This window comes from Streptomyces mesophilus, from assembly GCF_040300965.1.
In the GTDB taxonomy this organism is placed as follows: domain Bacteria; phylum Actinomycetota; class Actinomycetes; order Streptomycetales; family Streptomycetaceae; genus Streptomyces; species Streptomyces mesophilus_A.
In genome coordinates this window covers 1-14,063 of record NZ_JBEPEW010000047.1, presented here as the reverse complement: position 1 = coordinate 14,063, position 14,063 = coordinate 1, and the positions used below count along the sequence as shown (strand labels likewise).

The 14,063-nt window shown below is 72.3% G+C and carries 9 protein-coding genes; 1 reads left to right on the top strand and 8 read right to left on the bottom strand.

All coding sequences use genetic code 11. From position 1 onward, the window contains the following. From ABT367_RS18440 to ABT367_RS18425, 4 genes are all read right to left on the bottom strand, one after another. A complete protein-coding gene (locus ABT367_RS18440; RefSeq protein WP_352254134.1) occupies positions 1 to 972 on the bottom strand; it encodes an ABC transporter ATP-binding protein in 972 nt (323 codons plus the stop codon). Continuing rightward, the gene (locus ABT367_RS18435) at positions 969 to 3,680 is read right to left on the bottom strand and encodes an FtsX-like permease family protein (protein WP_352254133.1); all 2,712 of its coding nucleotides are present in this window, start codon (positions 3,678 to 3,680) and stop codon (positions 969 to 971) included. Before ABT367_RS18435 ends, ABT367_RS18440 begins: the two co-directional genes overlap by 4 nt. Before the next feature lies 1 nt (position 3,681). Then, positions 3,682 to 6,894: an FtsX-like permease family protein gene (locus ABT367_RS18430; RefSeq protein WP_434975489.1), complete on the bottom strand. Its 3,213-nt coding sequence runs from the start codon at positions 6,892 to 6,894 to the stop codon at positions 3,682 to 3,684. A gap of 251 nt (positions 6,895 to 7,145) precedes the next feature. Further along, complete coding sequence (locus ABT367_RS18425; protein WP_165335782.1) at positions 7,146 to 7,550, bottom strand: globin; 405 nt, start codon at positions 7,548 to 7,550, stop codon at positions 7,146 to 7,148. 360 nt (positions 7,551 to 7,910) lie between these two features. Here ABT367_RS18425 and ABT367_RS18420 point away from each other — a divergent pair, with 360 nt between their 5' ends. Beyond that, positions 7,911 to 8,858, top strand: coding sequence for a methyltransferase domain-containing protein (locus tag ABT367_RS18420; RefSeq protein WP_352254131.1), 948 nt, complete (start codon positions 7,911 to 7,913; stop codon positions 8,856 to 8,858). Between the two features lie 130 nt (positions 8,859 to 8,988). Here ABT367_RS18420 and ABT367_RS18415 read toward each other — a convergent pair whose 3' ends face one another. The 4 genes from ABT367_RS18415 to ABT367_RS18400 all read right to left on the bottom strand — a co-directional run. After that, complete coding sequence (locus ABT367_RS18415) at positions 8,989 to 10,137, bottom strand: FHA domain-containing protein (protein WP_352254130.1); 1,149 nt, start codon at positions 10,135 to 10,137, stop codon at positions 8,989 to 8,991. A gap of 152 nt (positions 10,138 to 10,289) precedes the next feature. Further along, entirely contained in the window at positions 10,290 to 11,627 is a 1,338-nt protein-coding gene (locus ABT367_RS18410; RefSeq protein WP_352254129.1) for a vWA domain-containing protein, read from the bottom strand. A 124-nt stretch (positions 11,628 to 11,751) separates the two neighbouring features. Next, on the bottom strand, positions 11,752 to 13,068 hold the full coding sequence (locus tag ABT367_RS18405) for a PP2C family protein-serine/threonine phosphatase (protein ID WP_352254178.1): 1,317 nt from the start codon (positions 13,066 to 13,068) through the stop codon (positions 11,752 to 11,754). 13 nt (positions 13,069 to 13,081) lie between these two features. Continuing rightward, a partial coding sequence (locus ABT367_RS18400) for a tetratricopeptide repeat protein (RefSeq protein ID WP_352254128.1) occupies positions 13,082 to 14,063 on the bottom strand: 982 nt, incomplete at its 5' end.

Below are 14,063 nucleotides of genomic sequence, written 5' to 3'. Positions count from 1 at the left end.
CTACGCGTGAGCGTCCCCGGAATCGTCCGGCCACACCCCGATGTGATCCGTCTCCAGCTCCAGGGCCACCCGGTCCCGCATCCCCAGCGTCTGGGTGTACTCGGCGGGGAGCTGGAGGCGGCCGGCGCGGTCGAGCATGGCGTACTCGCGGGCGATCAGGTGCTCCTCGCCCGTGGTCTCGTCCACCCGCGTACGCCGCAGGACCTCCGTGGACGTGCGGCCGTCGCGGATCGCGACCGTGCGGCGGACCTCCGTGGCCACCGTCTGGTCGTGCGTGACGATCACGATCGTCGTGCCGAGCTCCTCGTTGGCCGCGCGGAACGACTCGAAAATCATCCGCCCGGTCGCCGAGTCCAGCTCACCCGTGGGTTCGTCGGCGAGCAGCACCTCGGGATCGTTGGCGAGCGCCACGGCGATCGCGACCCGCTGCTGCTGACCGCCGGACAGCTGGGCGGGCCGCCGGTCGCGCAGCTCGCCCACGCCGAGCAGCTCGAGCAGCTCCTCGGCCCGTGCCGCCTTCTTCGCCCTGCCCCTTACGCCGCGCAGCTGCATCGGAAGGGCCACGTTCTGCGCCGCGGTCAGATACGGCAGCAGATTGCGGCCGGTCTGCTGCCAGACGAAACCGACGATCTCGCGGCGATAGCGCAGCCGCTCCTTGGCGCCCATCGACAGCAGATCGCAGTCCGCCACCTTCGCCTGGCCCGCCGTGGGCTCGTCGAGGCCGGCGAGGATGTTCATCAGCGTCGACTTGCCGCTGCCGGACGCGCCGACCAGAGCCATCAACTCGCCCTTGGTGACGAGCAGATCGAGGCCCTGGAGCGCCTGCACCTCGACCCCGTCGGCCGTGAAGATACGGACCAGGCGGTCGCAGGAGATCAGCGCGTCATGCCCGTACGCGGGCCGGTCGCGGCGGCTCGCGGCCCGCTGTTCCAGCTCGGCGAGGGTCACGGCCGTCGTCTCGGAAGTGGTCATCGCGAATCTCCAGCCCTGAGTTCGGTGAGGGAGGTCTGCCGTGCCGTCCACCAGGCCTGTACGAGGGCGACCGAGACGGCGAGCAGCACCACCCCGCCCGCGGGCACCAGCAACGACCAGGGGTCCATGCGCAGTTGTACGTCGCCGAAGACATCGGCCTGTGCGGCGAGCGCGATCTGGCCGAGTTCGAGCCCCGGCGCGAGCAGCTCCATCGCGGCGACGGCGACCAGCGCACCGCCGACCGCGGCGAGCAGCGCCTGCGGCAGCGCTTCGAGAACGAGCAGCCGCCTGGCCTGCCCCTTGCCGAGGCCCATGGTGCGCAACCTCGCGACCAGCGCGGTGCGTTCGGGCGCGGACTGCAGCAGGGAGAGCAGCACGGCCAGTACGGCATAGCCCGCTCCGGCCGCCACCGCGAAGCCGTACACCGTCTCGGCGCCGCTCTGCAGCGGGGAGTCGGCCATGGCGGCGCGTTCCTCGGTGCGCTGCTCGAAGGCGACCGAGTCGCCCGCGGTGGCCACCGCCTTGCGCAGCTTCGCCGGGTCGTATCCGCTGCCCGTGGCGAACAGCGCGCTGTCGTAGGCGTCCGGCAGCCGGCTCGCGTCGATCAGCAGGAACTCCGCCCCGAAACTCGCGGGCGTCGTCTCGCGCACCCCCGTCACCTTGGCCGTGAAGTCACCCGCCGGGGTGCGCAGGGCGTGCTCGCCGCGGCCGAGCCGCTCGGCGGCCTTCGGTGTGGCGAGCGCGGGCAGGGCGCCGGAGCCGGCGGCCTTCAACTCGCCCGCGGAGAAAGTGCCCTGACCGGTGCGGTCGGACAGCCGTGCGTAGGACTCGGGGTCCACCGCGATCAGCGTGATCTCCTTGCCGCCGTCGGGCATCCGCAGATTGGCGTCGAGGTAGACGGGGCTGACCTCGCGGATGCCGTCGAGTGCGCGCAGCCGTCCGGCGAGTTCCTTCGGCAGCGACTTGTTGGGCTGCGCGTTGATCCGTACGTCCGCGCCGACCGCCTGCAGCGCCGCTTCGTCACGCGCGTCGGCGATCCCGGCGATCACCGAACCGCCGAAGGCCGCCGTGGTCAGCGCCACGAGCAGCGCGAGCAGCGGCAGCGCCTGCGCGGCCGAGGTGCGTCCGGCCCGCGCCAGCGAGAGGAAACCGATCGCTCCGCGCCGGCGCATCAGGGGACGGCCGGCGATACGGATGGGCAGCGGATAGAGCCGTACGAGAAGCAGCGCGGCGATCAGGGCCACCATCACCGGAGCGGCGCTGACCAGGCCGTCCGCTTCCTCGCTGCCGCGCCGGCGCAGGGCCGCCACGGCGCCCACGGCCAGGACGAGGGCGGTCAGTTCGGCGATCGTGCGGCGCGGTGAAGGCCTGGCGTCGACCAGGTCGTCGCGCCCGCCGTGGGCACGCAGCCGCAGATGGCCGACGACCGCGCGTACCGGAAGAGCCGTCAGCGCGATCACAGCGACAAGGGCCGCGCCGACGAGCGAGGGGACGAGCCGCGCCTCGGGCCTGACCAGGGTCGCCAGCCACCAGCCGAGCGCGGCGGCGGGCACGGCGACCACGGCGGTCTCGGCGCAGATCCGGCCGGTGATCCCGCGCACCGAACCACCACGGGCGCGCAGCAGGGTGACCTCGCCGGTGCGCCGGGCCGCGGTGAGGGCGCCGGTCATCAGGAGCACGACCAGGGCGACCGCGCCGATGCCGTATACGGCGACGGACACGACGGGGGTGATCGCGTCCCGTGAGCTCTTGAACTCGGCGAGGAGCCGGTCCAGATCGGTGTTCGCGGTGGCGTTCAGCCACGTGGAGTCCCGCAGTCTGGCGAGCGCGGGTCCGTTCTCGAGCGAGGCCACTCGGGCCTCGACGGCCTCGAGATCGTTGACGTCGAGGGAGTCGATGTCCGACGGGATCCGCCAGTAGGCGTAGGGGCCGGCGTCGAGGTTCAGGAGGAACCCCGAAGCCTCCGGCGCGAGCAGCAGGCCCGCCAGCCAGTACCTCACCGGATCCGGCGCCGGCGGGGACCAGGCCAGGGACGGGGTGCGGAGCGTCGGGTCGAAGGCCCAGTAACTCCCCTGGGGATTGCGGGGTTCGACGATCCCCGTGACCTTCACGCCCACCTTCCCGCCTTCGAGGCGGGTGAAGTGGATGACCGAACCCACCTCGATCTTCAAGGCCTTGGCCGTCTCCGCGGTGACCACGCCCTCGGCCTCCCTGCTCTGGGAGGTGACTCCCTCACCCTGCGGCAGCCGGCCTTCGACGAGCCGTGAGTGCCGGCCGACCTCGTCCTGGGCGGAGATCAGGAACTCCGGTGATTTGGCCTCCGGTCGCGGCAGCCATGTGTCGGTGGCCGCCTTGGGCCGGTTGGTCTGCACGCCCCGGGCGATCTCGGAACGGTCGGGGACCAGCGGAGCCTTCACCTGCGCGAGGATGCTCGGCCCCATCGGGCGGAGCGCGTCCGGGGCGAAGCTGAACTCGTCCCCGGGCGCGTAATCGCCTGCGGTCTGCATGCCGACTTCGATCCCGCTGCGGTTGAGGCCCGCATCGGCCAAGGCGGTCCGCAGCCCGTTGGTCTCGTAGGTCTCGACGGCACGCGGAAACACCGCCGCCAGGAACGAGGTCACCAGGACCAGGAGCGCCAGCGCCACCGCCGGCAGCGGAGCGGCCTTCAGCCGGGTCCGCACCCAAGGCGCAACTGCCTTCACCGCCATGTCAGTTGCCCCCATCGTGACGCAGCGAGACCACTGGCTCGGTCCGCCTGAGTGCGATCGCCGCGATCACGAGGACCGGTACCGCCGCGACTGCCGCGAGCAGGATCGCCACCCGGCCCACGGGCAGCTCCACGAGCACCCACGGCACGGGCTTGCCCGCGTCCCCGGTCAGCACGATCAGCGGCACCACGGCCCGGGTCAGTACGGTGCCGAGCGCCAGACCGACAAGGAGTGCGAGGCCGATCAGTGCGCCCTGCTCGGCCGCGATCAGCCGCGCGAGTTGGCGTTGCGGCGTGCCCAGAGCCCGTAGCACCGAGAACTCGGCGGCCCGTTCCCTGAGCGAACCGGCGGCGCTCACCGCGAAGCCCACGGCTGCGAGCGCCGCGGCCACCAAGGCGACCGCGAGCAAGGCCGACTGCGGTCCGGCGCCGAGCGGATCGTCCCGCAGCTCCTCGGCGATCTCGTCCCGTACGAGGATCAGCTCGGGATCGACATCGGGCCGCGCCCGCAGTTCGCCGGCGATCCGGTCGCCGTTGCCGGGATCGGTGGTCAGCCACCACTCGTTCGGAACGAGCGGGGGTTTGTCCTCCTGCGCGAGCACCGCATTCACCGCGCGCAGGTCGACGAGGACCGCGCCGCCGTTCGTGACGGTCGTCGGCAGCTCGGGCACGACCTTCGCGATCCGTACGCGCACAGGTGAGTTCGACACGGGCAGATCGACCGAAGCGCCGACCTTCGCGCCGCTCGCTTCGAGGAAGCGCTCGGTCACCACGGCGGCGGGCACCGGAGCCTCCGGTCGCGCGGCGGTGATCCGTACCCGGCGCTCGAGGTGATCACCGGGGCTCAACCAGCCCACGGTCGTCTCGTACGAGGCCGAGACGGGCGCACCCGCCGTGGACCCGGTGTCCACGGCGGTCTGGGGCCCCTCCGTATCGGTGGAGTCCTCGGCGGGGGCGAGGTCCTCGGCGGCTCCCGCCCAGCGCTGTCCGGCCGGGGCGGTGAGCTCGCGCCCGCCTGCGCTGAGCGCCGTGACCGCGAACTCGTGCGCCTCGGCCTTCACCGGGGACGCCGGTACCAGGAGTTCGAATCCGATCAGGCGGTAGGGCCCGTACTTCGCGAACTCGGCGGTGAGGGTGCGGGTGCGGCCGTCCGCCGACACCCGGCCGAGTTCCAGGGTCTCGGTGCCGCCGTACCGGTTTTCCAGGAGGGCGTTCACCGTCGTCGGTCCCGGCTCGCTCGGACGCGGGGAGTCGATCCGTACGGAGGCCGCCAACTGATCGGCCTCGGAGGGGATTTCGAACCCGTACGGGGCGGTCTTCTTCCCTGTGTCGAGCGCGTTCCGGAGCTCGCGCCCGCTGCCCAGGTCCTCACGCAGCAGCATGCCGTCCGCCGCGTGCCGGGTGTCCATCACGAGCACCTGTGCCGAGCGCTCGCCCGACAGCTCCATCGTGGTGCGCACCGCGGGCGCGGCCGCGCGCACTCCGGCAAGCGAGGAGTACACCGCGCCTTGGTCCGCACCGGGTATCCGTCCGCCCTGTACCCGTACCTCTGAGCCGGCCCTGAAGTCGGCCTGGTCCTCCTGGGACCGGTCCCACGACGCGCCCTGGCCGATCGCCAACATGCCCATGGCGACGGCCAGTACGAGCAGCAGCACCGGCCCGGCGCCCCGCAACGGGCGCCGGCTCAGCTGCCAGCCGGCCAGTGCGCCGGGCAGTCCGCGCCCCTTGGCGGCCCGGCGTTCGCCGAGCTTCGCGGCCGGCGGGAGCAGCCGCAGCGTCAGGATCGTGCCGGCGAGCAGCGCGAGCGCGGGGGCGCCGACGAGCAGCGGGTCCACGCCGAGTTCGCCCTCGGTGTCCCCGCTGAGCACACCGCCGCCGGAGGTCTGCCGGTCCAGCTGCCAGTACGCCACGGCGGCGATCACCAGGAGGCCGACATCGGCGCCCGCGCGGACCGGCGCGGGCAGCGACTTCATCCGGACCGAGCGGCGCAGCCCGGTGAACGACAGCGCGGGCGCGACCACGGCGGTCGCGCAGCCGAGCGCCACGATCAGAGCGACCAGCCACACGGCGAAGGTCGGTGCGGTCTCCAGCTCGAGACCGATGCGCTCGAGCGCGCCCTGACCGGCGAGGAGTTTCGTCAACGGGCCCGCGAGCAGCGGCGAGAGCAGCGCGGCGGGCACCGCGAGCAGCAGCGACTCGGCGGCCGAGAACCAGGCGACGCGGCCGCGGGAACCGCCGCGCGCCACGAGGAGATCCGTTTCTCCGGCGCGTTCGGATGACAGCAGTCGTGCGACGAGCAGCAGCGCGTATCCGGCGAGCAGGATCAGCTGGAGCGCGACGATGAGCAGGGTCGAGCGGGCCACGAGCAGGGAGCGTTCGGCCCGTTCGAGCACAGTGGGCAGTTGGGTGTCGGCGGTGAGTCCTGCGGTGATCCCGGAGATCTTCGCGAACTGCGCGCTGCCCTTCTCGGCAGCCTCCTTCAAGTCCGCGATGCGGTCCACCCGTACGTCACGGAAGTCGGCGGTCGCGAGCCAGGCGCTGTCCCCGGGCTGCACACGGCCCTCGGCGAACGTGGCCGGGTCGGTCAGCAGCGGACCGTAGGTGGTGAAGTCGAGCTTGCGGGCACCGCGCCCGTTCAACTCGTCGACCTGCCAGTACGGATCCGTGGCGTCCTCGGGCTGATAGACGCCGGTCACCTGGACGGTCACGGGCGGGCCGTCGAGCCGGTCGGCGAGCTTCACGGGCGGACCGCCCGGGGCCAACTTCAGCTCCTTGGCGGCGGCTTGGGGGAGCGCCACCTGGATGGCGCCCTTGTCCGCGGCCTTCGGCCAGGCGCCCTCGACGAGCCGGATCCTGGAACGGTCCAGGTCCGCGAGATGGGTGAGATAGGGATCGCCCGAGCGGTCCTGCGGCGCCTGGAAGGAGCGCGGCAGCGCATACGGGCTGGACTTCTCGTACGCGCGCAGGGAGACCGGCAGTCCGTCGAAAACGCGCCGCGCCCCGGCCTCGACCTTCCGCTCGACCTCGGCTCTCTCCCCGGGCGTGACATCCGTCCGTACGACCAAGGACGCCGGCGCCGCGGAACGGGTCAACAGGGAGTGGCGCAGGGCCGCATCGCCGATCGCCCCCGAGAAACCGGTGAGGGTGGCGAGCACGGACGTGGTCAGGAGGACCGCGAGCAGCGCGGCCACGAGCAGCAGCCGGTGGGCGCGCACACGCAGAAAGATGAACCCCGTCACCCGATCACCGGTCCCCGTCCCCTGGGCGGAGCCCCCGCTCCGTAGCCCTGAACCGTGACTCTTTCAGGTCGGATACGGGAAGGGAAACCGCTCTCTGGCCGAATTTGACCAGATCGTGACCGCAATACGGGGAGGGAGCACCGCATTCCGGAAAGGGAGCTTCGGAAGGGGCTCCGAAAGGGGCTTCGGAGGGGGGCTTCCCTGTTCGGTGCGCTGAGCTTTTCCGCTCAGCCCGCGGTGTTGACCATCGAGGCGGCCGCGTACGTCAGGTAGTTCCAGAGCGTGCGGTCGTGCTCCTCGGAGAGCCCGAGCTCGTCGACTGCCGCGCGCATGTGCTTCAGCCAGGCGTCATGCGCGGCCCGGTCCACCTGGAACGGTGCGTGCCGCATGCGCAGCCGGGGATGGCCGCGGTTGTCGCTGTACGTACGGGGCCCGCCCCAGTACTGCATCAGGAACAGCGCGAGCCGCTCCTCGGCCGGACCGAGGTCCTCCTCCGGGTACATCGGCTTGAGCAGCGGGTCCTCGGCAACCCCCTGGTAGAAGTGGTGCACCAGGCGCCGGAAGGTCTCCTCGCCGCCGACCTGCTCGTAGAAGGTCTGCTCCTGAAGCGTGCCGCGCGGGATCTCGTTCACTCCTCCATGGTCTCAGACCGACCGGCCGAGGACCGGGGGACTAGGACTCCTGTCCAGCAGCTCCGGCAGGCGCGGGGCCTCGCATCCGGGAGCAAATCGCAGCACAGTGGGTATATGGGTGCGCCCTTTGAGCCCGAACAGCCCGAGCCCGAACAGCCGGAGCCCGGTCAGTCCGGTCGGCCCGGGCCCGAACGGCCGGAGCCCGGTCGGCCCGAGCCGCCTCCGTCCGATCCGCCTCCGTCCGGACCGCCTCCGTCCGGACCGCCTCCGTCCGGACCGCCTCCGTCCGGACCGCCTCCGTCCGGACCGCTTCCGCCCGACGCGCGTGGTGACGACGATCCCGCCGCCGCGGCTGCCGCCGTGGCGCGCGCGGGTCTGGTGCGGGAGATCGAGGAGAGCGGCGCGTTCGACGGGGAGCCCCGGTGGCGGGCGGCGTTCGCCGAGGTCCCGCGGCATCTGTTCGTGCCGTACTACTACGCCTCGGTCGCCGGCGGCTACGAGCGGCTGTGGGGCGAGGATCCCAGCGCGGCGCGCAGGGCCCGCTGGCTCCAGGGGGTCTACGCGGACGCCCCGCTGGCCACCAGGGTGCGCGACGGCGATCTGGTCTCCTCCAGCAGCCAGCCCTCGCTGATGGCGAGGATGCTGGCCGAACTCGACGTCCACGACGGGCAGTCGGTCCTGGAGATCGGCGCGGGCACCGGCTACAACGCGGCGCTTCTCGCTCACCGCCTCGGCGACGACCTGGTCACCACGGTCGACCTCGAACCGGAGATCACGGAGGCGGCCCGCCGGCATCTGGCCCGGGCCGGCTACCGTCCGGCGGTCGTCACGGGCGACGGTGCGCGGGGTTGCGCGGCCCGTGCCCCGTACGACCGGATCATCGCGACCTGCACGATGTCGACGATCCCGCAGCCCTGGCTCGATCAGTGCCGGCCCGGAGCTCGGATCCTGGCGCCGCTGGCGACGGGGCTCATCGCCCTCGAGGTGCGCGACAGCTCGCACGCGGAGGGCCGCTTCCTGCAGACGCCCGCGTACTTCGTCCCCCTGCGCGGCGATACGAGGGACGCCGAGCGTCCCCGTTACGCGTCCTCGCTGCCGCGCCGCATCGCCCAGGACGAACTCTTCCGTTTCCTCCTCACCCTCACCTCGGGCTCCCTGGATCCCGAGGAGGCCTTCGCCCTGTGGCGGCGCGAGGCCAGGCCGACGCGGGAGCGGTTCGGGGTGACGGTGGAGTCGGGTGCGGTGTGGGCCTGGCTGGATGATCCGAGTGGACCGTACGTGTGGCCACTCGGCCCCGCCGGCGCTTGAGGCGATCCGCACAAAGTCACAGCCGGGAAGGGACGGGGGTGGGGGAGTAGGCCCGCCGCAGACGCCCACCAGCGCGTACGACGAAACGCCCGGCCCCCCGAAACGGGAAGCCGGGCGCCAAGCCGAACCCTCAGCCCCGCCGCAGCGTGATCGTCGTCCAGGCACCCACGTGGACACGGTCGCCGTCCTGGAGCGGGACCGGGACGAAGGGCTGAATCGGTTCCTCGCCGCCGTTGACCGTCGTGCCGTTGGTCGAGTTCTGGTCGACCACCGCCCAGCCGCCGTCCGGCTGCTGGACCAGGACCGCGTGCTGGTGCGAGACGCCCGGATCCTCCGGCGGGACCGAGAGGTCGATGTCCGGGATCTCGCCCGTGGAGTGGCGGCGGCGGCCGATGGTGATCTGGTTGCCGGTGAGTCTGCGCTCCTGCTCCGGGGAGTACGCGGGCAGGTTGAGGCTCGCCGCCTCGGGACCGCTGCGGTGCATCATCGCCATGAAGTACTCGCGGTCCGGACCGATCACCGCCATCCAGCCCGCCGGAGCCTGCTGCTGCGGCGCCGGGTAGCCTCCGCCGGCCAGCGGGTGCTGGACCGGCGGCGCGGTCTGCTGGGACGGCGGCGGCAGCATCCAGTCGTCGTCGCCCTGGGTGCCCATGGGCGCACCCGGGCCGGGCGGCGGAGGGCCGGGCTGCTGATAGCCCTGCGCGGGAGGCGGAGGCGGCGGTCCGCCCATCGGTCCGTTGGGGGCGGCCCCCGGTCCGTGCGGTCCGTTCGGGCCGGGGCCGCCGAACGGGCCGCCCTGGCCCGGACCGCCCATGGGCCCGGACGGATCCGGGTGCAGGGGCTCGGCCGGACGGTTCATCTGCGAGGGGCGCGAGCTGGTGTACTCGCCGCCGTGCTGCGGCTGCTGCGCCTGGAACCCCGGCGGCAGATTGATGCCGGGCACGGGCTGGCGCGGAGCCGCGGGCGTGTACGAGGTCGCCGTGTTGGTGAGGAAGTTCCAGCGGCATTCCTCGCAGTACGGCTCGTTCGCCTCACGCGGGGTCTGGCACTGGGGGCACAGCTGCGGCGGGGAGGCCGGCTGCGGCGCACCGTAACCACCCTCCTGCGGGTAGCCGTAGCCACCCTGCTGGCCCTGCTGCGGGTAGCCGTAACCGGCGCCCGGGGGCGGCGGGGGCGGAGGGACGGCGCCGGGGGGCGCGCTCGCACCGGTCATGCGGTGGCCGCAGACCTCGCACCAGTCGTCGGAACCCGACTGGTGTCCGTTCGGGCAGGTCGGCATGTCGGCGCTTCCCCCTCTCCTTCTACGGCGCTGGGGCCGCTCAGTCAGTACCTTTCGGTACGTTCGGTACTCGGCGCGTCACTCAGGGCGTACCGCGGGGCGTGCCCAAGAGCCTTACCGTCACGGCCCGTTGCCATGCCGTCGCGCTGTGTTCACTTCTTGACGCGAACCGTCTTGGTCGACCGGGTTTCGAGAGTCATCTCGTCGGCGTCCTCGACCTTCGCCTTCAATCGCACAGTACCTGTCGCGGCGTCCTCGACGTCGACCACCTTCGCAAGCAGTTTCGCAGTGTCCTCGTTCCCGGAGGCCGCCGCGAGCTGAACTGCCCTGCCCAGCTTGGCTGTCGCCCCGTCCATGTCGCCGGCCTTGCGTGCCTCGAGACCCTGCTGGATGACCTGGGCCAGCTCGGCCTGCCCGGTGTAGTGGGCCACCTGCGGGTTGATCGAGGTGGAGGCCGCCATGTCGTCGGTCCATACGGCGCGTACGAGGCCCTGCGACAGCGTCTGGACGCTTCCGTCGCCCTGCGGCACCACCAGGGAGACCCGGGCCGCCAGCATCTCCTGACCCAGATCGGCGTTCGGAACCTGAACGCAGACGTGATAGTCCCGGGACTCGTCACCCCAGGAGCCGGTCGGGTAGTCACCGGCCCGCGGACCCGCCTCGGTGCGCCGGCTGGTCAACTCCTCGACGGTCGGCGCGACTTGCTTCACGAACTTGATCTCCGTGCCCACCGGCGTCCACAGCCGCAGCGCCACATCGGCGACTTCCTTGCCCATGGCCGCCTCCATCATCTGCGTGAAGTCGGCGGCGAGCCCGGCCGGGTCGGCGACGATGTCGGCGGTCCCGAGCAGCGCCGAGGCGATCCCGGTGACCTCCTTGACCTCCCAGTCCGTCCCCACGCCACGGGCGTCACAGGTGTAGCGGCCCGCACAGGCGTCGAGCGCCGCCTTCAGGTCCTCGGGCGACTCGTGCTCATTGCGCCCGTCGGTGAGCAGGATCCCGTGCCGTATGGAGACGTCCGCCGAAGCGAGCAGCCGGTCCGCCAGCTTCAGCCAGGTGCCGATCGCCGTACCGCCGCCGGCGCTCAGCTTGCGCAGCGCCTGCTTGGCCTGGTCGCGGGTGGTCGCATCGGCCACGGCGAGCTGACCGCCGCCCGGATAGACCTCCTTGGCCACATGCGTACCGCCGATGATCGCGAAGTGCACGCCGTCGCGCAGGGTGTCGACCGCCGCGGCCGTGGCGTCGCGGGCATTGCGCATCTTGGTCGGCGGATAGTCCATCGAACCGGAGCAGTCCACCATGATCGCCACCGCCGCGTCCGGCGTGCTGCCCGCCGCGTACGCGCGCACCGCCGTGCCGCCGACGGTGCCGCCGCCGGTCGAGGTCACGGTGACGATCGCGTTGACTTCACGACCGCCCTCGGGCAGGTACTCGTTCTGATAGACGTCCACCGAGAACTGCGGAACGTTCGACTTCGAGAAATTCGCCATGCTGTTGTGCTCCCCCCTCAGCAGCGCCGTGCGGTCCCTGCCCGTCGCGAGCAGGGCTGGGCGGCACTTTGTGCTGACGTAACCGAGTTGTGTGGGTACCGCACCCCCGGCGCGGCGTCCCGTCTCAGGCCGATCCTGCCCCTTGCGGTGCAAGGGAGAACGGCAGTACCGCCACTGTTACGTTGTCGTGGCCCCCGCCGTCCAGAGCGTGACCGACCAGGACCTGCGCGCAGTGCAGCGGACGCTCGGCCGCATCGGCCGGCACGACGGCGGCCATCTCGGCCGCGCCCTCCGCGTAATTCCACAGTCCGTCGGTGCACACCACCACTACACCCGCACGGTCCGGCTTGAAGGAAGCGGTGTGCGGCTCCAGTTCGTACGCATCGGCGCCGAGCCAGCCCGTGATGGCGTGGGCGCGCTCGTCCGCGTACGCCTCCGCCTCGTTCATCAGACCCGCGGCCACCATCTGCGCGGCCCAGGAGTCGTCCTCGGTGAGCCGGGCCGCGGGGGAGGTGCGGTCCTCGGGCACCCAGTACACGCGCGAGTCACCGACCCAGCCCACGACCAGGAGTCCGCCGGCGATCACCGAGCCCACGATGGTGCAGGCCGGGGCGTTCTGATGGCGGTGCGGGTCGTGCTCGCGGGCGTGCGTGGGGTCCTGCGCAAGGGAGTTGACCGCGTCGTACGCCGCGATGATCGCGTCGTGCATGGCCTGCTGCGGGTGCGTGCCGCGCGGCAGCGAGGCGAGCAGCGACTCGTTGGCGGCCTGTGAGGCCGCGGCCGAGGCCTCGTCGGGGCGGGTCGCCGAGGACACCCCGTCGCAGACGATCGCGACGACCGCGGGCGAACCGTCGGGCAGCGCGGTCGCGGAGACCGCGAACGCGTCCTCGTTGCGGTGGTGGCGCAGACCGCGGTCGCTGACCGCCGCCACGGCGTCCAACTCCCGCTCCATGTGGTCGCGTTCACGCGGCTGTGCATGGCCGCAGTGCTCGCAGTAGCCGTCCTGGTCGACCGTGCCCGTACGGCAGGCGACGCAGAGCTTGGTGCCGGCCGGGGGAGTGGCCGCCGGGGGCGCGACCGTACGCGGGTCGGGTGCCTGCAGCGCGTACTCGTCGGGGCCCGCCGGGTGGTCGAACCGCACCTCGCCGGTCAGCTCGCCGCCCGAGGAGTCGGTGCCGCGCAGCTCGCCCGGGTGGGACGTGTCCGTGCTGATGTCCGGGGCCTCGGGCCATTCGACCGACCCTGCCGGCTCCTCGGCGGCGGAACCGCCTTGTGCGGACGCCCCGTTGATGGCGATCGTCGGGTGGTCCTCGGCGGCGGCCGGCTCAGGGGCGGCCGACAGATCGAACCCGCACGCGCCGCAGTAGAGGTCGCCGGTCTCCAGCGGCTCCTCGCAGCTCGGGCACGACGACATCTCTGCCCCCTCGGTCAGCTGGCGCATCTGCGACATCAATTCACACCCACGTCCGGGGGCGGAAACGGTTGGCCCGCTCCACCAGTTCGATCCTCTCGTCACCGCGCTGTGCCAGCCGGGCCAGCATCCGGTACGAGCGTTCGAGGCCGAACCTGAGGCCCCGCTCGTCAAGGGTGCTGCCGAGCAGCAGGGAGCCCGACGACTGCACGGTCCCCTGCGGTGGCGCGGCACCGCGGCTACCGGAGAGTACCCAGTCGAGCGCGGTACCCAGGACCTCGGCCGACAACTGCTCGCGGCGTACGGCGTCGAGCCCGAACTGCTGCAGCGCCTCGACCTGTCCCGCGGCCGCGGTCAGATCGTCGAGCAGCGGTTCGTGCACCGCCTGGTCCCGGAGCCGGGCCCGTACGGCCGCGACCCGCGCCGCCGTGTAGTGAATGGATGCCTCCGGTACGGACTCCAGGGTACGCACCGCACCGCGCCGGTCCCCGGCGGCCAGCTGAACCCGGGCGAGCCCGAAGGCCGCGCTCACGTAGCTGGGGTCCGTGGTCCATACGAGGCGGTAGTACTCGGCGGCGTTGTCGAGCTGGTCGAGGACCTCCGCGCAGACGCCGAGCGCCAGCTTGGGGGCGGGTTCGCCCGGGAACGCGTCGTAGATCGCGTCGAAGGACAGCGCCGCCGTCTCGAAGTCGCCGGTGGTGAGCGACACCACACCGCGGTACCAGACCACGCGCCAGTCGTCGGCGTGTGCCCGCTCCAGGTTCTCCAGGAGCTGGGTGGCGGGCGCCTGTTCGTTCATCTCCAGGAGCGCGCGCAGCTCGCGCAGGCGCAGCTCCAGGGAGGTGGCCGGTGCCGCGTGCAGGGCCGTGATCAGCTCGGCCGGAGCCGCCGCCATCAGACCAGCGAGGAAGCCCGCGTTGGGGTCGCCCGGGTCGACCCGCGGTACGGGCAGCGCGAGGGCGGTCGCGGCGTGCGCGAGCGGCTTGACGATCGAGCCGCGGGACGCGGGCGCGGGCAGGGTGGAC

Coding starts and splice junctions, on each gene's coding strand:
- ABT367_RS18415 (WP_352254130.1), bottom strand. CDS start 10,137: ATGCCGACCTGCCCGAACGGACACCAGTCGGGTTCCGACGACTGGTGC.
- ABT367_RS18435 (WP_352254133.1), bottom strand. CDS start 3,680: ATGGCGGTGAAGGCAGTTGCGCCTTGGGTGCGGACCCGGCTGAAGGCC.
- ABT367_RS18410 (WP_352254129.1), bottom strand. CDS start 11,627: ATGGCGAATTTCTCGAAGTCGAACGTTCCGCAGTTCTCGGTGGACGTC.
- ABT367_RS18405 (WP_352254178.1), bottom strand. CDS start 13,068: ATGCGCCAGCTGACCGAGGGGGCAGAGATGTCGTCGTGCCCGAGCTGC.
- ABT367_RS18440 (WP_352254134.1), bottom strand. CDS start 972: ATGACCACTTCCGAGACGACGGCCGTGACCCTCGCCGAGCTGGAACAG.